The 18,817-nt window shown below is 43.7% G+C and carries 21 protein-coding genes; 8 read left to right on the top strand and 13 right to left on the bottom strand.

Features of this window, described 5'->3' with window-relative positions; all coding sequences use genetic code 11:
• Positions 1-71: 71 nt before the first annotated feature.
• Both namA and SB658_RS03880 read left to right on the top strand, forming a co-directional pair.
• The gene (gene namA / locus SB658_RS03885; RefSeq protein WP_015251757.1) at positions 72-1,088 is read left to right on the top strand and encodes an NADPH dehydrogenase NamA; all 1,017 of its coding nucleotides are present in this window, start codon (positions 72-74) and stop codon (positions 1,086-1,088) included.
• A 108-nt stretch (positions 1,089-1,196) separates the two neighbouring features.
• On the top strand, positions 1,197-1,958 hold the full coding sequence (locus SB658_RS03880; RefSeq protein ID WP_003230373.1) for an alpha/beta fold hydrolase: 762 nt from the start codon (positions 1,197-1,199) through the stop codon (positions 1,956-1,958).
• A gap of 43 nt (positions 1,959-2,001) precedes the next feature.
• Here the strand turns inward: SB658_RS03880 and rpmG are convergent, their stop codons facing one another.
• Both rpmG and rnz read right to left on the bottom strand, forming a co-directional pair.
• Positions 2,002-2,151, bottom strand: a complete 150-nt coding sequence (gene rpmG / locus SB658_RS03875; RefSeq protein ID WP_003226511.1) for a 50S ribosomal protein L33 — start codon at positions 2,149-2,151, stop codon at positions 2,002-2,004.
• Positions 2,152-2,232: 81 nt separating this feature from the next.
• The gene (rnz, locus tag SB658_RS03870) at positions 2,233-3,156 is read right to left on the bottom strand and encodes a ribonuclease Z (protein ID WP_004398681.1); all 924 of its coding nucleotides are present in this window, start codon (positions 3,154-3,156) and stop codon (positions 2,233-2,235) included.
• A 226-nt stretch (positions 3,157-3,382) separates the two neighbouring features.
• Between rnz and zwf the strand changes: the two genes are divergently transcribed.
• A complete protein-coding gene (gene zwf / locus SB658_RS03865) occupies positions 3,383-4,852 on the top strand; it encodes a glucose-6-phosphate dehydrogenase (protein WP_003246151.1) in 1,470 nt (489 codons plus the stop codon).
• Between the two features lie 122 nt (positions 4,853-4,974).
• Here the strand turns inward: zwf and gndA are convergent, their stop codons facing one another.
• Complete coding sequence (gndA, locus tag SB658_RS03860) at positions 4,975-6,384, bottom strand: NADP-dependent phosphogluconate dehydrogenase (RefSeq protein ID WP_120363457.1); 1,410 nt, start codon at positions 6,382-6,384, stop codon at positions 4,975-4,977.
• 109 nt (positions 6,385-6,493) lie between these two features.
• Entirely contained in the window at positions 6,494-7,738 is a 1,245-nt protein-coding gene (locus SB658_RS03855; RefSeq protein WP_144500721.1) for a DNA polymerase IV, read from the bottom strand.
• A gap of 72 nt (positions 7,739-7,810) precedes the next feature.
• Between SB658_RS03855 and mifM the strand changes: the two genes are divergently transcribed.
• The 3 genes from mifM to SB658_RS03840 all read left to right on the top strand — a co-directional run bounded on the left by mifM (position 7,811) and on the right by SB658_RS03840 (position 9,867).
• Positions 7,811-8,098 (top strand): membrane protein insertion/folding monitor MifM, encoded by a 288-nt coding sequence (gene mifM / locus SB658_RS03850; protein WP_080351490.1) that lies wholly within the window; start codon positions 7,811-7,813, stop codon positions 8,096-8,098.
• A 30-nt stretch (positions 8,099-8,128) separates the two neighbouring features.
• The gene (locus tag SB658_RS03845) at positions 8,129-8,956 is read left to right on the top strand and encodes a membrane protein insertase YidC (RefSeq protein ID WP_144500720.1); all 828 of its coding nucleotides are present in this window, start codon (positions 8,129-8,131) and stop codon (positions 8,954-8,956) included.
• 182 nt (positions 8,957-9,138) lie between these two features.
• Positions 9,139-9,867 carry a YqjF family protein gene (locus tag SB658_RS03840; protein WP_072173319.1) on the top strand — a complete coding sequence of 243 codons (729 nt, stop codon included), beginning with the start codon at positions 9,139-9,141 and terminating at the stop codon, positions 9,865-9,867.
• A gap of 40 nt (positions 9,868-9,907) precedes the next feature.
• Here the strand turns inward: SB658_RS03840 and SB658_RS03835 are convergent, their stop codons facing one another.
• The 3 genes from SB658_RS03835 to mce are packed head-to-tail and all read right to left on the bottom strand — an operon-like array spanning position 9,908 to position 12,979.
• Positions 9,908-11,023, bottom strand: coding sequence for a tripeptidase T (locus SB658_RS03835; protein WP_003230352.1), 1,116 nt, complete (start codon positions 11,021-11,023; stop codon positions 9,908-9,910).
• Between the two features lie 17 nt (positions 11,024-11,040).
• Positions 11,041-12,564 carry an acyl-CoA carboxylase subunit beta gene (locus SB658_RS03830; protein WP_144500746.1) on the bottom strand — a complete coding sequence of 508 codons (1,524 nt, stop codon included), beginning with the start codon at positions 12,562-12,564 and terminating at the stop codon, positions 11,041-11,043.
• Positions 12,557-12,979 carry a methylmalonyl-CoA epimerase gene (gene mce / locus SB658_RS03825; RefSeq protein WP_021479984.1) on the bottom strand — a complete coding sequence of 141 codons (423 nt, stop codon included), beginning with the start codon at positions 12,977-12,979 and terminating at the stop codon, positions 12,557-12,559. Before mce ends, SB658_RS03830 begins: the two co-directional genes overlap by 8 nt.
• A gap of 89 nt (positions 12,980-13,068) precedes the next feature.
• On the opposite strand from mce, the gene prli42 reads away from it, so the two are divergent.
• Complete coding sequence (gene prli42, locus SB658_RS03820; RefSeq protein ID WP_003226489.1) at positions 13,069-13,161, top strand: stressosome-associated protein Prli42; 93 nt, start codon at positions 13,069-13,071, stop codon at positions 13,159-13,161.
• A 19-nt stretch (positions 13,162-13,180) separates the two neighbouring features.
• Here prli42 and SB658_RS03815 read toward each other — a convergent pair whose 3' ends face one another.
• From SB658_RS03815 to brxB, 6 genes are all read right to left on the bottom strand, one after another.
• Positions 13,181-13,711, bottom strand: coding sequence for a L,D-transpeptidase (locus SB658_RS03815; RefSeq protein WP_049141235.1), 531 nt, complete (start codon positions 13,709-13,711; stop codon positions 13,181-13,183).
• A gap of 51 nt (positions 13,712-13,762) precedes the next feature.
• Positions 13,763-14,731, bottom strand: a complete 969-nt coding sequence (locus tag SB658_RS03810) for an aromatic acid exporter family protein (RefSeq protein ID WP_014480207.1) — start codon at positions 14,729-14,731, stop codon at positions 13,763-13,765.
• Between the two features lie 70 nt (positions 14,732-14,801).
• Positions 14,802-15,524 (bottom strand): arginine ABC transporter ATP-binding protein ArtM, encoded by a 723-nt coding sequence (gene artM / locus SB658_RS03805; protein WP_014480208.1) that lies wholly within the window; start codon positions 15,522-15,524, stop codon positions 14,802-14,804.
• Entirely contained in the window at positions 15,517-16,176 is a 660-nt protein-coding gene (gene artQ, locus SB658_RS03800) for an arginine ABC transporter permease ArtQ (RefSeq protein WP_003230340.1), read from the bottom strand. Before artQ ends, artM begins: the two co-directional genes overlap by 8 nt.
• Before the next feature lie 79 nt (positions 16,177-16,255).
• On the bottom strand, positions 16,256-17,023 hold the full coding sequence (artP, locus tag SB658_RS03795; RefSeq protein WP_003230337.1) for an arginine ABC transporter substrate-binding protein ArtP: 768 nt from the start codon (positions 17,021-17,023) through the stop codon (positions 16,256-16,258).
• A gap of 267 nt (positions 17,024-17,290) precedes the next feature.
• A complete protein-coding gene (brxB, locus tag SB658_RS03790) occupies positions 17,291-17,728 on the bottom strand; it encodes a bacilliredoxin BrxB (protein ID WP_003226477.1) in 438 nt (145 codons plus the stop codon).
• Between the two features lie 160 nt (positions 17,729-17,888).
• Here brxB and SB658_RS03785 point away from each other — a divergent pair, with 160 nt between their 5' ends.
• Positions 17,889-18,782, top strand: coding sequence for a diacylglycerol kinase family lipid kinase (locus tag SB658_RS03785; RefSeq protein ID WP_120028351.1), 894 nt, complete (start codon positions 17,889-17,891; stop codon positions 18,780-18,782).
• Positions 18,783-18,817: the final 35 nt, after the last annotated feature.

Below are 18,817 nucleotides of genomic sequence, written 5' to 3'. Positions count from 1 at the left end.
GCAGTTTATATGACGGGAAAGAAATGACTTGATATAATCAATCTCTAAAAACCTTACGGGAGGCGAAAGAAATGGCCAGAAAATTATTTACACCTATTACAATTAAAGATATGACGTTAAAAAACCGCATTGTCATGTCGCCAATGTGCATGTATTCTTCTCATGAAAAGGACGGAAAATTAACACCGTTCCACATGGCACATTACATATCGCGCGCAATCGGCCAGGTCGGACTGATTATTGTAGAGGCGTCAGCGGTTAACCCTCAAGGACGAATCACTGACCAAGACTTAGGCATTTGGAGCGACGAGCATATTGAAGGCTTTGCAAAACTGACTGAGCAGGTCAAAGAACAAGGTTCAAAAATCGGCATTCAGCTTGCCCATGCCGGACGTAAAGCTGAGCTTGAAGGAGATATCTTCGCTCCATCGGCGATTGCGTTTGACGAACAATCAGCAACACCTGTAGAAATGTCAACAGAAAAAGTAAAAGAAACGGTCCAGGAGTTCAAGCAAGCGGCTGCCCGCGCAAAAGAAGCCGGCTTTGATGTGATTGAAATTCATGCGGCGCACGGATATTTAATTCATGAATTTTTGTCTCCGCTTTCCAACCATCGCACAGATGAATATGGCGGCTCACCTGAAAACCGCTATCGTTTCTTGAGAGAGATCATTGATGAAGTCAAACAAGTATGGGACGGTCCTTTATTTGTCCGTGTATCTGCTTCTGACTACACTGATAAAGGCTTAGACATTGCCGATCACATCGGTTTTGCAAAATGGATGAAGGAGCAGGGTGTTGACTTAATTGACTGCAGCTCAGGCGCCCTTGTTCACGCAGACATTAACGTATTCCCTGGCTATCAGGTCAGCTTCGCTGAGAAAATCCGTGAACAGGCGGACATGGCTACTGGTGCCGTCGGCATGATTACAGACGGTTCAATGGCTGAAGAAATTCTGCAAAACGGACGTGCCGACCTCATCTTTATCGGCAGAGAGCTTTTGCGGGATCCATTCTTTGCAAGAACTGCTGCGAAACAGCTCAATACAGAGATTCCGGCCCCTGTTCAATACGAAAGAGGCTGGTAATGCCATAAGAGATATCCTGTAGAGGATATCTCTTTTTTTATTTTTAGAGAAACGATCGGCTAAGGTTCTCCGTCTCCCTAGTAGAACCAATTAGAGGAGATGACTCCAATGAAATCAGCTTGGATGGAAAAGACATATACAATTGACGGATGTGCGTTTCATACACAGCACCGGAAAGGATCAAGCGGTGTAACGATTGTCTTTGAGGCCGGCTATGGTACTTCTTCTGAGACGTGGAAACCATTAATGGCGGACATTGATGATGAATTTGGCATTTTCACATATGATCGGGCAGGCATAGGAAAAAGCGGGCAAAGCAGAGCTAAACGAACAGCTGATCAACAAGTGAAAGAATTGGAGAGTTTGCTTAAAGCAGCTGATGTAAAACCTCCTTATTTGGCTGTTTCACACTCATACGGAGCTGTCATCACCGGTTTATGGGCCTGCAAAAACAAGCATGATATTATCGGCATGGTCCTTCTTGACCCAGCTTTAGGCGATTGCGCCAGCTTTACCTTTATACCCGAAGAAATGCACAAATCACATACGAGAAAGATGATGCTTGAGGGCACACATGCAGAGTTTTCAAAAAGTCTGCAGGAGCTCAAAAAGCGGCAAGTCCACTTAGGAAACATGCCTCTTCTTGTGTTGTCATCAGGAGAACGGACTGAGAAATTCGCTGCTGAACAGGAGTGGCAAAACTTGCACAGCAGCATATTGTCTCTATCTAACCAAAGCGGCTGGATTCAAGCTAAAAACAGCTCCCACAACATCCATCATGATGAACCTCATATCGTTCACTTGGCTATTTATGACGTATGGTGCGCAGCGTGCCAGCAGGCCGCTCCTCTTTACCAGGCAGTCAATTAACGTAAAAAAAGACCGGGCCGTAAGGGATTCCCGGTCTTTTTTATTATTTTGTTTCACGGTGAAGGGTATATTTCTTTAAACGCGGTGAATATTTTTTCAGCTCCAAACGGTCTGGATTGGTGCGTTTATTTTTTGTTGTGATGTAATTTCGGTCTCCCGTTTCAGTGCAGGCTAAAGTAACATTTACTCTCATAATTAACATCTCCTTATAAAACGTAATGATTACGTTTTATTATACAACATCATCACAAATTGTCAAATAAGAGCTCTGCCTTCAGCCTCGCGGGACGTTTACCTCTAAGAAATCATATGCCGCCACGCTATTGGGGAAAACGTCAACCGCTTCTTTTTGAAGCTCCAAAGAAGCATCTCCCTGATATCTTGCGCTGATATGGGTTAAAATGAGCTGCTTCGCTCTTGCTTCTTTCGCTGTTACAGCCGCTTGTTCCGTTGTACTGTGATAATAATCATAAGCAAGTTTACGGTCTTCCTTAGCAAAGGTTGCTTCATGAACAAGCACATCACAATCCCTCGCAAGCTCTTTTAGTTTGTCACTTACTCTCGTATCACCGGAGAACACAACAGATCTTCCCTTTTTAGGAGGCTCCAGAAAATCATTCCCATTGATGATTCGTCCGTCTTCAAGCGTTACCGTTTCGCCTTTTTTGATTTTCTGATATACAGGTCCGGGCGGGATGTTCATTTCTTTTAATACATCAGCCTTCAAGGAACCCGGTACGTCTTTTTCCTGCACACGGTACCCGAAGGCTTCCACTCCATGAATAACAGATACCGCTGTGACAATAAACTGATCGTCCTCAAACACGATTCCTTCTTCAATTTCCTGGATCGCAAGCGGATATGTCAAATGGGTCTTCGTGACGGCAAGGCTTGTTTCAATAAACGCCTTGATCCCTTTAGGTCCGTACACTGTCAGCTCGTCCTCTCCGCCTTGAAAGGAACGGCTCCCCAGAAGCCCCGGAAGTCCGTATACATGATCGCCGTGCATGTGTGTAATAAAGATTTTCTCTATTTTACGAGGTTTAATCGTTGTATGTAAAATTTGATGCTGTGTGGCTTCCCCGCAGTCAAAAAGCCATACCGAACGCCTTTCTTCAAGCAATTTCAATGCTACAGAGGTGACGTTTCTCGCCTTGGCGGGAATGCCGGCTCCCGTCCCTAAAAAAAGTAATTCCACGTTTCCTTCCTCCTACTAGAACCAGATACCTACAAGAATACAGGATCAAGCGGAAAATGTGAATCTTGCCTCTGAAAAGAACAATCCTTTCGTGCTAGAAACATTTTTTCAGCATTCTGCTTAAAAAAGGGCTTAAATGTTTGCTTTCGTTGAATTTTAGATTTAAAATGAAGGAAATATACGGGGTGTACTAAAATAAAGCTTCGAATAAAGTGAGGTACTTTTAGTGAAAACAAACCAACAACCAAAAGCAGTAATTGTCATATTCGGTGCAACTGGAGATTTAGCAAAACGAAAATTGTATCCGTCTATTCACCGTTTATATCAAAACGGACAAATCGGAGAAGAGTTTGCAGTGGTAGGAGTTGGAAGAAGACCTTGGTCTAATGAGGATCTTCGCCAAACTGTTAAAACATCCATTTCCTCATCTGCAGATAAGCATATAGATGATTTCACGTCTCATTTTTACTATCACCCGTTTGACGTGACAAACCCTGGTTCTTATCAAGAGCTAAACGTATTGCTTAACCAGCTGGAAGATACATATCAAATTCCTAACAACAGAATGTTCTACTTGGCAATGGCTCCTGAATTCTTCGGAACGATTGCAAAAACATTAAAATCAGAGGGTGTAACAGCTACAACCGGCTGGTCCCGCCTTGTCATCGAAAAACCGTTCGGCCATGATCTGCCAAGCGCACAGGCATTGAATAAAGAAATCCGCGAAGCATTTACGGAAGATCAAATATACAGAATCGACCATTATCTAGGCAAACAAATGGTTCAGAACATTGAAGTGATTCGATTTGCCAATGCGATTTTCGAACCGCTTTGGACAAACCGCTACATTTCAAACATTCAAATCACATCTAGCGAATCACTAGGCGTTGAAGACCGCGCAAGATATTACGAAAAATCAGGCGCCCTTCGCGACATGGTGCAAAACCATATTATGCAGATGGTTGCCCTTCTTGCAATGGAGCCGCCTATCAAATTGAACACAGAAGAAATCCGCAGCGAGAAAGTGAAGGTGCTGAGAGCACTGCGTCCTATTGCAAAAGACGAAGTGGATGAATACTTTGTGCGCGGACAATATCATGCTGGTGAAATTGACGGTGTACCGGTTCCTGCTTATACAGATGAAGATAATGTCGCTCCTGACTCCAATACAGAAACCTTTGTTGCCGGCAAGCTCTTGATCGACAACTTCAGATGGGCTGGTGTTCCATTCTACATCAGAACCGGAAAACGAATGAAAGAAAAGTCCACAAAAATTGTCGTTCAATTTAAGGACATTCCGATGAACCTGTACTACGGTAATGAAAACAACATGAATCCGAACTTGCTTGTCATTCATATTCAGCCTGACGAAGGCATTACGCTTTACTTAAATGCTAAAAAGCTTGGCGGAGCAGCACACGCACAGCCAATCAAACTCGATTATTGCAGCAATTGCAATGACGAGTTGAACACCCCTGAAGCATATGAAAAACTAATTCACGACTGTCTTCTTGGCGATGCAACAAACTTTGCACACTGGGATGAAGTTGCCCTTTCTTGGAGCTTTGTCGACTCTATTTCTGAAACATGGGCAGCAAACAAAACCTTATCTCCTAACTACGAATCAGGCTCAATGGGACCGAAAGAATCTGATGATCTTTTGGTGAAAGACGGCTTACACTGGTGGAACATATAATAAGAAGAAAAAAGCCGAAAATGTTTACAAGCATTTTCGGCTTTTTTACGCTGAACAAAGGTATAACAATCTCCTTAATAACAAAACCCCCAAAGCTTAAGAGCTTCGGGGGTTTCTATTGATTACTTCATCCATTCAGTATGGAAGATGCCTTCTTTGTCAGTACGCTCATAAGTATGAGCGCCAAAGTAGTCGCGCTGTGCTTGGATTAAGTTTGCAGGCAGTACGGCTGTGCGGTAGCTGTCATAGTAGGCTAATGCGCTTGAGAATGATGGCACCGGCACACCTTGGGCAACTGCAAGTGAAATCACTTGGCGAAGCGCTCCTTGATAGCTTTCTACAATATTCTTGAAATAGCTGTCAAGAAGCAGGTTGTCAAGCTCAGGCTCGCGATCGTAAGCTTCTTTGATCTTCTGAAGGAATGCCGCGCGAATGATGCAACCACCGCGGAAGATCATAGCGATTTCACCATATTTCAGATCCCAGTTGTATTCTTCAGAAGCAGCTTTCATTTGGGCAAATCCTTGCGCGTATGAACAGATTTTACTCATAAACAACGCTTTTCTGACCGCTTCAATCAGCTCTTCTTTATTTTCTGTAACAGGCTTCACTTCTGGTCCTGAAAGAAGGCCGCTCGCTTTCACACGCTCTTCCTTCATAGCTGAGATAAAGCGCGCGAATACAGATTCAGTAATAATCGGAAGCGGAACACCTAAGTCAAGTGCGCTTTGGCTTGTCCATTTTCCTGTTCCTTTTTGGCCTGCTTTATCAAGAATCACATCAACAAGCGGTTTGCCTGTTTCTTCGTCTTTTTTCATAAAGATGTCAGCTGTAATCTCAATCAAGTAGCTGTCAAGCTCACCTTTATTCCATTCAGCGAAAACTTCGTGAAGCTCATCAGCAGAAAGGCCCAGCACCTGTTTCAGAATGAAATATGATTCAGAGATCAGCTGCATATCTCCGTATTCAATTCCGTTGTGCACCATTTTTACGTAATGGCCGGCGCCGTCCGGACCGATATATGTCGTACAAGGTTCTCCGTCAACTTTTGCAGAAATGGCTTCAAGAATCGGTTTTACAAGCTCATGTGCTTCTTTTTGTCCGCCAGGCATGATAGAAGGTCCTTTAAGTGCCCCTTCTTCTCCGCCGGAAACGCCTGTTCCGATAAAATGAATGCCGCTTTCAGCGAGTTCTTTGTTACGGCGCTGTGTATCTTTATAGTATGTATTACCGCCGTCAATTAAAATATCATCCTTCTCTAGATGAGGAAGAAGAGATTGAATTGTCGCATCTGTTGCAGTTCCCGCTTTAACCATTAATAAGATTTTGCGCGGTGTTTCCAAGGATTGGACAAATTCTTCAATGCTGTAAGTGCCAACAACATTTTTTCCTTTTGCCTCCTGTAAAAACTCCTCAGTTTTACTGCTTGATCTGTTGTAAACAGAAACAGAAAATCCCCGGCTTTCGATATTTAAAGCCAGATTTTTACCCATGACCGCAAGTCCGATAACGCCGATTTGTTGTTTTGACATATTCTAACGTCCCTTCTGCAAACGTTTAATCATTTTAAAATTTAAATTAAAATAAAATGATATTTATAATAAAGAAATTACCATACATTCACCCTTTTTTTCAAGCGATTCAGCTTTTCTTTTCATCTTGAAAAAAATCTTTATTAAAGCTTGTTCCCTGTGTTTTGCTCTCCTCTTTTTTTAATGTTGCCCCTTTTCTGATCAGTTTGGTACCGTACTTTTTATTCAGCTTTTCCATCATCTGCTGAATGGGCTCATCCTTCGCATCCTCATTAAAGCTGAACAAATCGAGCTGCTTATAGGCCTGCTCTTTTTCTACTAAATCCGTTCCGGTAATGCCAAGCAGCCTGACAGGATTTTTACTCCAATGTTTAAAAAAGAGGTGCTCCGCTTCTTTCAAAATGTCGTTTTTTTGATCAATCGGGTTTCTCAGCGTGGTGCTTCTTGTGATGGTTTTCCAATCCGCATATCTAATCATAATAAAAAGCTTCGAAGCCATGACTTCCTTTCGCTGTAAACGGGCACTCACAGAAGCGGCAAGCTTTCTAAAAACGCCTAACAGCTCTTCTTCATCACTGGAATCATGGGAAAGTGTCGATGAGTTGCCGACGCTTTTAAATTCGTAAATGCGCTCCGGGTCAACCGGCGCATGGTGAATGCCATTTGCTTTATTTTTAAGGCGCGGACCGTTGATGCCAAGCAGGCGCTTCAGCGAGTGTTCATCAGCTGCAGCTAGCTCTCCGATTGTATGGATGCCGAGTCCCTTCAGTTTTTCCGCTGTCTTTTTGCCGACTCCGTGCATCTCTCCAACAGGAAGCGGCCACAGGATATCAGGCACTTGCCTCTTTCTTAAGATCGTAATTCCAAGCGGTTTTTTCATATCAGACGCCATCTTAGCGAGAAATTTATTCGGCGCGATTCCTATGCTTGACGGAAGCAGCAGCTCTTTTTGCAATCTGCTTTGGATTTCTTTTGCCGTCTCCAGAGCCCGGCTGCTGTATGGTGTATCGGTCATGTCCATATAGCCCTCATCGATGGAGACAGGCTCCACCAGGTCAGTATATTCACGGAGAATGGTAAACATCGCTCGTGAAGAGTTTCTATAGCGGTCAAAGTTCGGCGGAAGAACGATGAGCTCTGGACAATGGCGCTTCGCTTGCCAAACCGGCATCGTTGTTTTGACGCCGAGCGCCCTTGCTTCGTAGCTGCATGTCACCACAATGCCCTTTCGCTCCTTTACGTTTCCGGCAACTGCGACCGGCTTTCCCCGGAGAGCCGGATCATATGCCATTTCAACCGATGCATAAAAGCTATTCATATCAATATGGAAAATAATTCGGCTCTTTCCCGGCATAAACAAATCTCCTTTTCGTTCATTAGACAACGGCTTGTACATATAGTAAAATGAAGGTACTGAATGGATGTGATTAAAATGTTTGTGGAATCGATAAATGACGTTTTATTCTTAGTCGATTTTTTCACAATTATTCTTCCTGCTCTGACGGCAATCGGGATTGCATTCCTCTTACGGGAGTGCCGTGCCGGCGAGCAATGGAAATCCAAACGAACAGATGAACATCAGACAGTCTTTCACATTAACCGAACAGACTTTCTTATTATTATATATCATCGCATTACAACTTGGATACGTAAAGTCTTCCGCATGAATTCGCCTGTGAATGATGAGGAAGACGCCAGTTCTCTTCTTTTATAAACCGCATTTATAAAAAGGAGGAGAACAAAATTGTTAAAAACATATCAAAAACTTTTGGCTATGGGTATCTTTTTGATCGTATTATGCTCGGGCAATGCTGCATTTGCAGCGACGAATCAGGTGGGAGGCCTCAGCAACGTAGGGTTTTTCCACGATTATTTAATCGAACCGTTTTCCGCTCTGCTTAAGGGTGTTGCCGGGCTGTTTCACGGAGAATACGGACTCTCTATTATCCTCGTAACCATTATTGTGCGTATAGTTGTATTGCCTTTGTTTGTCAATCAGTTCAAAAAACAGCGCATCTTCCAAGAGAAAATGGCCGTTATTAAACCTCAGGTTGACAGTATCCAGGTTAAGTTGAAAAAGACGAAGGACCCGGAAAAGCAAAAAGAGCTGCAAATGGAAATGATGAAGCTGTATCAGGAGCATAATATCAACCCGCTTGCGATGGGCTGTCTTCCAATGCTGATTCAGTCTCCGATTATGATTGGGCTTTATTACGCGATTCGCTCAACACCTGAAATTGCGTCACACTCGTTTCTATGGTTCAGTTTAGGGCAATCTGATATTCTCATGTCCCTTAGTGCAGGGATTATGTATTTTGTCCAAGCCTATATCGCTCAAAAACTGAGCGCGAAATATTCCGCTGTCCCGCAAAACCCTGCGGCGCAGCAATCCGCAAAATTGATGGTGTTCATCTTCCCTGTGATGATGACGATTTTCTCGCTTAATGTCCCGGCAGCCCTTCCGCTGTACTGGTTTACAAGCGGACTGTTTTTGACAGTGCAAAACATCGTCCTTCAGATGACGCATCATAAAAATAAAAAAACAGCTGCTCTTACTGAGTCGGTGAAATAAAAAAGCAACCCCGCGCGAAAAGCCGGGGTTGTTTTTTTGTTACTTGCAAAGCATACCGCGCCAAACAGTCTTGTTTATCATGGCTGAAGCAGAAATGGCCATCCTAAAAAATAGCCGTATCGTTTAAAAAGAAGGAAATCGGGAATACCTTTACTCACCTCCAAACGAAAGGAGCATATACGTTGACGGAACACTTTCAGCAAAAAAACATTTCTGTACCTGAAGGAATCTGGATCATGAGACAAACCTGGAATGATGTCTTATTTGCTCACTGGCCTGTTGATGTTTCTATCCTTCGCGCTTTGGTACCGTCCGTTTTAGAATTAGATACATATAACGGGCAAGCTTGGATCAGCATGCTTCCCTTTATGCTCACGAACCTGAGGGCGCGTTATCTTCCTGCCATTCCCGGTGCGCGTGCATTTCCTGAGCTTAACCTCCGCACCTATGTCACGTATAAAGGCAAGCCCGGCATTTATTTTTTTAGCTTAGATGCCGATCATCGTCTGGCGGTCCTTGGCGCTCGCACATTCTTTCATCTGCCTTATTTTTACGCGGATATGAAAGCCGAAAAAAACGGTGATGCCATTGACTATGTCAGCAAGCGGAAAGATGACAAAGAAGCAGCATTCCACGCCGCATATCGGCCCATTTCAGCGCCTTTTACAGCAGAAAAGGATTCGCTCGATTACTGGCTGACAGAACGGTATAGACTCTATACTACCAATCAAAGCAAACTCTATTACGAAGACATCCATCATCATCCATGGCTGCTGCAAAACGCCGAAGCGGAAATTTCAGTCAATACGGTGACTGATGCTCACGGCATTACATTGCCAGAGTCAGATCCCTTGCTTCATTACGCTAAAAAACAGGATGTGTTATTTTGGCCGCTTAGGAAACGGAGCTAAAAAAACCCGATGCGGGAAATCGCACTCGGGTTTTCTTTTTTTATTTTGCCGCCTCTTCAATAATGGCAACAACCATTTCTGCCGTTTTAACGAGCTCTTCGATCGGCATTTTTTCATTTTTTGTATGGATTTGCTCATAACCGACAGCAAGATTGACCGTCGGGATGCCATGACCAGCGATTACGTTCGCGTCGCTTCCGCCGCCGCTCGTTTGCAGCTCGCTTGGACGTCCGATTTTAGCAGCCGCTTTTTTCGCGATTTCAACAACTTGGTCGCCGTCTTGATATTTAAAGCCCGGATACATAACCTCAATTTCGACTTCTGCGCGTCCGCCCATATCAGCAGCTGCCTCTTCAAAAGCAGCTTTCATTTTTTGAACCTGAGCTTCCATTTTCTCAGGAACTAAAGAGCGCGCTTCAGCAAGAATATGAACTTCGTCGCACACAATGTTTGTTTGTGTGCCGCCTTCAAACCGGCCGATATTAGCTGTTGTTTCTTCATCGATACGGCCCAATGGCATTTTTGAAATGGCTTTGCTAGCGATTGTAATCGCTGAAATGCCTTTTTCAGGTTCAACCCCGGCGTGAGCGGTTTTCCCGAAAATTGCCGCTCTTACCTTCGCCTGTGTCGGCGCGGCCACAATGATATTTCCAACTTTTCCGTCTGAATCAAGGGCATAGCCGTAGGATGCAGTGATCATAGAACGGTCAAGAGCCTTCGCTCCGATCAGACCCGATTCTTCCCCTACTGTGATGATGAATTCAATCGTGCCGTGTTCAATGTTTTCTTCTTTCAGCACCTTAATCGCCTCAAACATTGCAGCCAATCCCGCTTTATCATCAGCGCCTAAAATCGTCGTGCCGTCAGTTTTGACGTAACCGTTCTCTACAACTGGTTTTACGCCGTTTCCGGGTACAACTGTGTCCATATGAGATGTAAAATAGATCGTATCTGTTTGTTTTGTCCCTTTTAGCGTGCAAATCAGGTTACCGGCTCCGTGGCCCGTGATATCCATTGTATCGTCTTCTTTAACGTCCACCCCTAAATCAGAAAATTTTCGTTTCAGCACTTTGCAGATTTCAGCTTCGTGCTTTGTTTCTGAGTCAATTTGGACAAGCTCTAAAAATTCTTCCAGCAGGCGTTTTTCATTCACCATTTGTAAGTCCCTCCATGTTAAAGCGGTATGTTACCGTGCTTTTTTTTCGGTCTCTCTTCTGTCTTATGTGCAAGCATATGAAAAGCTTGAATCAGTCTTCCCCTTGATTCTTCCGGCAAAATGATGTCATCGACCATTCCACAAGCGGCCGCTTTGTATGGGCCGGCGTTTTGCTTTTTGTATTCAGCTGTTTTTTCGCGTTTCGTCTTTTGCGGGTCAGCTGAAGCTTTGATTTCCTTTTCATACAAAATCGATGCCGCACCTTCTGGACCCATCACTGCGATTTCAGCATTCGGCCATGCAAACACAAGGTCCGCTCCGATCGCTTTGCTGTTCATGGCCACATAGGCGCCGCCGTACGCTTTTCTAATGATGAGTGTGACTTTTGGGACAGTAGCTTCAGCATAAGCAAACAATAATTTTGCTCCATGCCTGATGATTCCATTGTGCTCTTGCTGAATACCCGGCAGAAACCCCGGGACATCTTCGACAGTCAATAGCGGGATATCAAATGCGTCACAAAAACGGATGAACCTTGCTGCTTTATCAGCAGCGTCAATCGTCAGGCTTCCCGCCAGATGCTTCGGCTGGCTCGCAACAATGCCGATTGCTTTTTCACCCAGCCTTGCAAACCCAATGACAATGTTCTTCGCAAAAAATGGCTGAATCTCAAAAAAAGACTGCGGGTCAGCCAGCTCCCTGATCACCTTCCGAACATCATAAGGCTTTGTCGTATCAGCAGGGACAAGATGGTTTAATAATGGTCTGGACGCCTCTTTCGCTGGCTTCGGCTCTGTTGTCCGGCCATTCAGCGGCAAATAAGACAGCAGTTTTCTCACCCCTGTCAGAACCTCCTTCTCCGTATGTCCGGAAAAGTGGGCGTTTCCGCTGACGGCATTATGTATCCCCGCTCCGCCTAAGCTCTCCGCATCAACCTGTTCCCCTGTCACTTTTTCAATCACCTTCGGGCCGGTAATAAACATCCGGCCGGTCTGTTCAGCCATAAATATAAAATCTGTGAGTGCCGGAGAATATACAGCGCCTCCAGCGCACGGCCCTAAAATAACCGATATTTGCGGAATGACTCCGGAATATAAGACGTTTCGGTAAAATATGTGACCGTATCCATCTAATGATACCACACCCTCTTGAATTCTCGCACCACCTGAGTCATTCAGCCCGATAATCGGCGCCTTATTTTTTGCTGCCAGATCCATCAAAGCGCAGATTTTCCTGGCATGGGTTTCGCCAAGCGCCCCTCCGAATACTGTGAAGTCTTGCGCAAATACATAAACTGAGCGGCCGTCAATTGTGCCGTACCCTGTCACGACCCCATCCCCTAACATGCGCTGTTCTCTTGTTAACACTTGACTTTCCATGAAGGGGTTTAATTCGATAAAGCTGTCCTGATCTAGAAGAAATATGATCCTTTCCCGAGCAGTGAGCTTGCCCTTTTGCCGCTGCTGAGCCAGCTTTTCCTGTCCTCCGCCTTCTTCTGCCTGCTTGCGTTTCGTGTATAAATGATCCATGTGCTCATTCATGCTCATTGTGTTGGTCTCCTTTCGGTTCACAAAGCTCTATAAGAACACCGTTTGTTTCCCGAGGGGAAATAAACGCGATCTTTTTCCCATTTGCCCCCTGTCTTGGATACCTGTCAATCAATCGAACATGCCGGTCAGACAATGCTTGAAGCTGTTCAGATAGGCCGTTGCACAAAAACGCAATATGATGCAGTCCCTGCCCTTTCTTCTCCAAAAATAAACGGACGGGGCTGTCAGCTGTCAACGGCTCTATCAGCTCAAGTTTGACGCTACCAGCTTGAAAAAAAGCAACATTCACCTTTTGTTCTTCAACCGTTTCTTGATGAAGAAATGCAAGCCCCAATACATTTTCATAAAAGCTTCTAGCATCTTTTATCGAAAAAACGGCTATCCCGATATGGTCAAGCCTGTTCATTTGCATCCCTGCTTTCGCTAATAGATATCGCTTGTCCACCCATTCAAAACACGCTAAAATATAGACAGATTGTTTAAGGAGTGAAAATCATGTCTCAAAAACTGATGAAAAGCGTTTTGATCGTGATTTTGGGAGTTTTTATTCTTTCAACTGTACTCTCAGGAATCGTCATGTTTTTATAACGATAAAAAAGCAGGCGCCTTATTCAATGGGAATATCCTGCTTTTTTATCAGAGCTTTATGCTCGATGGCAATCTCCTCAAAAGAGCGGTTGTCGTCCGTGATCAGCACTCTCGTTCCTACTGGTATCGTTTGAAACAAATGTACGACCTCATCGTTATGCATACGTATGCAGCCGTTAGACACAAATTTTCCTACTGATTCCTCTCGGTTTGTCCCATGAATTCCATAAATCCGCCCGTCCGTTCCTTTCGCGTCAAATCCGACCCATCTGGCCCCAAGCGGGTTGTCAGGAGATCCCCCTTCAATATTTTTCTTTCTGTAGTAAGGATTTTCCGCTTTTACCGTTACCGAAAACTCTCCTTCAGGCGTCAAATCATCTGTTTTTCCAGTCGCCACACTATACACGCCTTCTACTTTGTTGTCGAGGATAACAGCAAGTTCATTTGTTCGCTTGTTGACAATAACATACGGATCACCCGGCAGCGGATTTTCGCCGAGCGGCCAAATCGGTGAAATCATCATGAAAATCGAACATAAGAAAAAACGCATAAGCTCCTCCTTTTTCATTAGGTTGACCAATGAAGGAAGAGCTCATGCGAATCATCCGAGTGATTTTTGCGCTTTTATTCCTTTAAAATAACTTTTAATCACTAAATATTGTTCCATTTCGCCGAGAAGATGGAAGAGAGCGGCCCTCGCTTCAAATTCCTCCCTAGTCGCAGGAAGCGGCATCTCCTCAAATTCTTTTCTCATGTCAGCAAGTCTTTTCAGAAATTTATACGCTGTATTCCCAGGGTGTATCGCCTCCCGCAAATCATGAATAAATTCAGCGATCATTTTTCCCTGATCTACCGTAATGGAGATCGATGTCACTTTAGGGAGAAGGCGTTCGATAATTTCAAATTGCTTTTCTCTCATTTTAAAATAATGATAATGCAGATTTTCATAACGCAAAATGTGGTTTTGCACATCTCGATATGCCAGGTTTTTAGCCTCCGTAATGAGCTGGTGCGTTTCCGGAATTTCTTTTCCTGACCAATCTTGCTCACCAGTTAACAAATACCGTTCGATTTCTGCAAAAATGACAGCAAAGTTATCCTCTATCTTTTTGCGGTAGGCAATCAGTTTCCGGTCAAGACTAGGCATATACAAGTTCATCAATAGAGCGACGCCGATGCCAACCGTAATCAGCTGAACTTCATTCCAGATGAAAGCAAGCGTAATGCCGCCGGACATGTATAAATGAAGGATAATAACGGAACTGGTGACGATACCCTCGTTAATTTTTAACAGAACCGTTATCGGAATGAATATCAAAAGAAGCGCTCCGATCACAAACGGGTGGTAGCCAATAAGCTCGAAAAAGAGATAAGAAAAAACAATTGCCAGACAACATGCCGCAAAGCGGGCCCATGAGGCCTGAAGCGACCGTTTTTGTGTGATTTGTATGCACAAAATGGTGATGATTCCTGCTGATGCGAAGTTTTGCAAATGCAATAACTGGCTTATATAAATAGCCAAAGCTGTTCCTAGCGCGGTCTTTATTGTGCGATAACCAATTTTAAACATGTCGGTCTCCATTTCTATTTGTTTCTTCAATAAAAAAGAAGAGGCGGCCAGCCTTCTTCTTTTTTATATTCTATAATATTTTCTCTAAAAAGTCCTGCGCTCTTTTGGATTTTGGCGACATAAAAAATTCCTTCGGATTGCCGTCTTCGACAATCATTCCTTGGTCCATAAACAGCACGCGGTCTGCCACTTCTTTTGCGAAGCCCATTTCATGTGTGACAATCACCATGGTCATGCCGGTTTCGACCAGCTCTTTCATCACCTGTAGCACTTCTTTAACCATCTCTGGATCAAGGGCGGAGGTCGGCTCGTCAAACAGCATGATGTCCGGATTCATCGCAAGAGCCCTGGCAATCGCGACACGCTGTTTTTGTCCGCCAGACAAACGGTTTGGATAGTCATTTCGCTTTTCAAACAAACCGACTTTGCGGAGCAGGTCCTCAGCTTTCTCCTTTGCAGCCTGTTTTGATTCTTTTTTTACATTGACAGGCGCGTACATAATGTTTTCGAGAACCGTTTTGTGCGGAAAGAGATGAAAATGCTGAAAAACCATCCCGATGTTTTCCCGGACCTTTAATGTGTTGGTTTTTGGCTTCGTAATCTCTGTGTCTTTTATTGTAATGGTTCCGCCGTTAGGCTTTTCCAACAGGTTTAAACAGCGTAAGAACGTTGATTTGCCTGAGCCTGAAGGACCGATCACGGCAACAACCTCACCCTCAGCGATTGTTGTTGAAATGTTTTTTAATACTTCGTGTTTCCCAAATGATTTTGACAGCTTTTCAACCTTAATCATTGGATTTCAGCTTCCTTTCTACAGCCTTGCCGATAAACGTTAAAATCAGGACAAGCACATAATAAATCAATCCCGCGATAATAAGCGGCTCAAGGTAATTGTAAGTGGCGGCGCCAGCTTGATATGCGCGTCTCATGACATCACCAAGCCCGATGACGGTAACGATCGCCGATTCTTTTGTTAACGTAATTAATTCATTCACAATTGCAGGTGATATATTTTTGAAGGCCTGCGGCAGCAGCAGATCCTTCATCATTTTTCCATACGGGACACCGAGTGCAACAGCAGCTTCTTTTTGCCCTTTATCAATGGCATTGATTCCGGCTCTAATAATTTCCGATACATAAGCGGCGGAATTCAAAGACAATGCGACAACCGCAGCCCAAAACTGGTCAATTTGAAATCCGAGCAGCTGAGGAAGGCCAAAATAGACAATCATAAGCTGCAGCACTAAAGGCGTGCCTCGGAACACTGATGTATAAAAATCAGCGATCCAGATAAACGGGCGGAATGTGCTGATCTTGCATAAGCTTAGCACAATACCGAGTATAAGTCCGATAATAGCAGATACAACAACAATTTTTAATGTAATTGCCAAGCCTTCTAATATAAAAGGAATTTGGGGGATCGTTGCTGAAAAATCCAAATTCATAGCCTTTGTCTCCTTTTCTTACAGGAAAAAAGTTTCCTATTCAATAAAAAGGCTCAACGAAAAAGTTGAGCCGCTTTTTTTACTTCTCGCCAGTGAACCATTTTTTCTTCAATTTCTCAAGCTCTCCGTTATCTTCCATTTCCTTGAGCGCTTTATTGAATTTGTCTGTCAGTTCACTGTCCTTTCTGAAAGCAATTGCTGAACCGGCTTCTTCCGCTTTCGCATCAGGAATCACAAAGCCTTGCAGGTCATCATTTGATTTGAAATACCCTTCTGCAACAATGTCTTCAATAATCGCGGCATCGAAGCGGTCAGATTTGATTTCCTGCACCAAATCAGAAATTCTGTTGCGGTCTTCTGTTTTAAAACCATATTCCGGAGAAAGCTCTTTCCCCTTCTCTTCCTGAATAGAGCCAAGCTGAACGCCAACTGTTTTTCCTTTCAGGTCTTTCAAAGATTGAATGCCGCTGTCTTTTTTGCTGACAATCATATGGTTCGCTGTGTAATACACATCTGAAAAATCAACTTGTTTTTTACGCTCAGGCGTTGGTGTCATTCCTGACAGAACGAGATCCACCTGTTTTGATTTAAGCGCTGTAATTAAGCTGTTGAAGTCCATATCCTGCACTTCAATTTCATAGCCTGCCTTCTTCGCCAGAGCTTTTGCCAACTCTACATCAAAGCCGACAATATTATCGCCTTCTTTATATTCAAACGGTTTGTAATCCGCCGAAGTACCCATAATTAATTTTTTCTTGCCGCCTTCTGAACCTGAATTGCTTGAGCCGCAAGCAGATAATGCAAAGGTAATGCAGGCAGCTACAAGTAATAAGAGCCATTTTTTCATGATCCATTTCCCCCGTATTCATTACTTTTGTGTATTTGAATATTTATTCGTTAATTTGTATTTTAAACAGTTTCTTATTTTTATGCAATACTATTTTTAAAAATTATCTTCAAGCTTATCTTTCCAGTGATCTCTTTTTGATATTACTAGATAAAAATAAAATCACTGTACAATCCGATTGAATAATCCCTTAATATTTATTCATATACTCTTGGAAATTTATGCACAAAAAAACCCGGGCTGCTTTGAGCATCCGGGTTGTTCGTCTTATACTTCTTCACAATATTCTTCAAAGGCTTCCTGCAGCTTTGCCACTACGGCCATCGGCTCATGGCCTTCAATTTCATGACGCTCTACCATTTTCATGATCTTTCCGTCTTTCAAAATCGCAAAGGACGGAGAAGATGGCGGATAACCTTCAAAATAGTCACGCGCACGCGCTGTCGCTTCTTTATCCTGTCCGGCAAAAACGGTGACGAGCTGATCAGGTCTTTTATCATAGTGAACGGAATGGTAGGCTGCCGGTCTTGCAATTCCTCCGGCGCATCCGCAAACAGAGTTTACCATGACAAGCGTCGTTCCTTTTTTCGTAAGTGCCTCATCCACCTCTTCAGCTGTTTTCAGCTCAGTGTATCCGGCAGCTGTTATTTCTTGTCTCGCTTGGCGGACAATATCATTCATAAATAAATTAAAGTCCATATTCAATGAAGACCTCTCCTTTTTCATCATCTGTTCTTATGATAGCAAGGAAACGTCCATATCGGCAAATGACTTTGCTTCGCCGTGCACTTTTTTTGCTCTTCGTTTACTGCTTACAGAAAAAGGGGATTATAAAACCAGAAGTAAAATAAAGGAGCAGTTGTATATGAGCCACCGGAAAGCGTTACTGATTCATAACGGAAATGCCGGCAACAAAAATATAGAAAAAGCACTTGGTGCTGTCGTGCCGGTTTTATCTCACCATTTAGATGAGGTGATTATTAAACAGACAAAGAAAAAGGATGATGCGTATCATTTTTGCCGATCCATTGATGATTCTGTCGACACCGTCTTCATTCTCGGCGGCGACGGCACGATCCATCAATGCATAAATGCTATCAGCGCTCTAGAAAGAAAACCCGCGGTCGGAATTTTGCCCGGCGGCACGTGCAATGACTTTTCAAGAGTGCTTGGCATCCCTCAAAATCTTGCAAAGGCCGCGGAAGCACTTATGGCAGGAAATAAAACCAGCGTAGACGTATGTCAGATGAATGACCGTTATTTTTTAAATTTCTGGGGGATCGGCTTAATTGCAGAAACGTCGAATCAAATTAATGAAACGGAAAAAGCATTATTGGGAAAAATCAGCTATTTTACAAGTGCGTTGCGAACCGTCTCATCCGCTGCATCGTTTCCGATGACATTAAAAATTGACGGAAAAGAAATTATAGAAGAAGCCGTTATGCTGCTTGTGATGAATGGCCAATACATTGGAACGAATCGAATTCCTCTGCCCGATGCCAGTATTGAAGACGGCTTACTTGATGTTCTCATATGCCGCAACACCAACCTCACCGCGTTGCGGGAGCTGATGAGCATGGAACAGGGCTCAATTGATCGTTTTACCGGAGAGCTGTCCTATGTCCAGGCCTCCCGTATCGAAATTGAAACAGACACTGCCAAAAAGGCGGATATGGATGGAGAAGTTTATACACATACACCCGCAGTCATTCAGGTCCTGCCGCAGCATATCGACATGCTTGTTCCCGCAAATGAATAACTGTCATAAGGCTTTAGAAAGATTTTGCAAATCCG

The organism is Bacillus sp. SIMBA_008, from assembly GCF_046535495.1.
Taxonomy (GTDB): domain Bacteria; phylum Bacillota; class Bacilli; order Bacillales; family Bacillaceae; genus Bacillus; species Bacillus subtilis.
This window is presented reverse-complemented; position numbering and strand designations above follow the sequence as displayed.

Excerpts from the sequence above, each read along its gene's own strand:
- namA (WP_015251757.1), top strand. The coding sequence starts at position 72 with ATGGCCAGAAAATTATTTACACCTATTACAATTAAAGATATGACGTTA.
- SB658_RS03880 (WP_003230373.1), top strand. The coding sequence starts at position 1,197 with ATGAAATCAGCTTGGATGGAAAAGACATATACAATTGACGGATGTGCG.
- rpmG (WP_003226511.1), bottom strand. The coding sequence starts at position 2,151 with ATGAGAGTAAATGTTACTTTAGCCTGCACTGAAACGGGAGACCGAAAT.
- gndA (WP_120363457.1), bottom strand. The coding sequence starts at position 6,384 with ATGTCAAAACAACAAATCGGCGTTATCGGACTTGCGGTCATGGGTAAA.
- SB658_RS03855 (WP_144500721.1), bottom strand. The coding sequence starts at position 7,738 with ATGCCGGGAAAGAGCCGAATTATTTTCCATATTGATATGAATAGCTTT.
- SB658_RS03835 (WP_003230352.1), bottom strand. The coding sequence starts at position 11,023 with ATGGTGAATGAAAAACGCCTGCTGGAAGAATTTTTAGAGCTTGTCCAA.
- SB658_RS03830 (WP_144500746.1), bottom strand. The coding sequence starts at position 12,564 with ATGAATGAGCACATGGATCATTTATACACGAAACGCAAGCAGGCAGAA.
- mce (WP_021479984.1), bottom strand. The coding sequence starts at position 12,979 with ATGAACAGGCTTGACCATATCGGGATAGCCGTTTTTTCGATAAAAGAT.
- prli42 (WP_003226489.1), top strand. The coding sequence starts at position 13,069 with ATGTCTCAAAAACTGATGAAAAGCGTTTTGATCGTGATTTTGGGAGTT.
- SB658_RS03815 (WP_049141235.1), bottom strand. The coding sequence starts at position 13,711 with ATGCGTTTTTTCTTATGTTCGATTTTCATGATGATTTCACCGATTTGG.
- SB658_RS03810 (WP_014480207.1), bottom strand. The coding sequence starts at position 14,731 with ATGTTTAAAATTGGTTATCGCACAATAAAGACCGCGCTAGGAACAGCT.
- artM (WP_014480208.1), bottom strand. The coding sequence starts at position 15,524 with ATGATTAAGGTTGAAAAGCTGTCAAAATCATTTGGGAAACACGAAGTA.
- artQ (WP_003230340.1), bottom strand. The coding sequence starts at position 16,176 with ATGAATTTGGATTTTTCAGCAACGATCCCCCAAATTCCTTTTATATTA.
- artP (WP_003230337.1), bottom strand. The coding sequence starts at position 17,023 with ATGAAAAAATGGCTCTTATTACTTGTAGCTGCCTGCATTACCTTTGCA.
- SB658_RS03785 (WP_120028351.1), top strand. The coding sequence starts at position 17,889 with ATGAGCCACCGGAAAGCGTTACTGATTCATAACGGAAATGCCGGCAAC.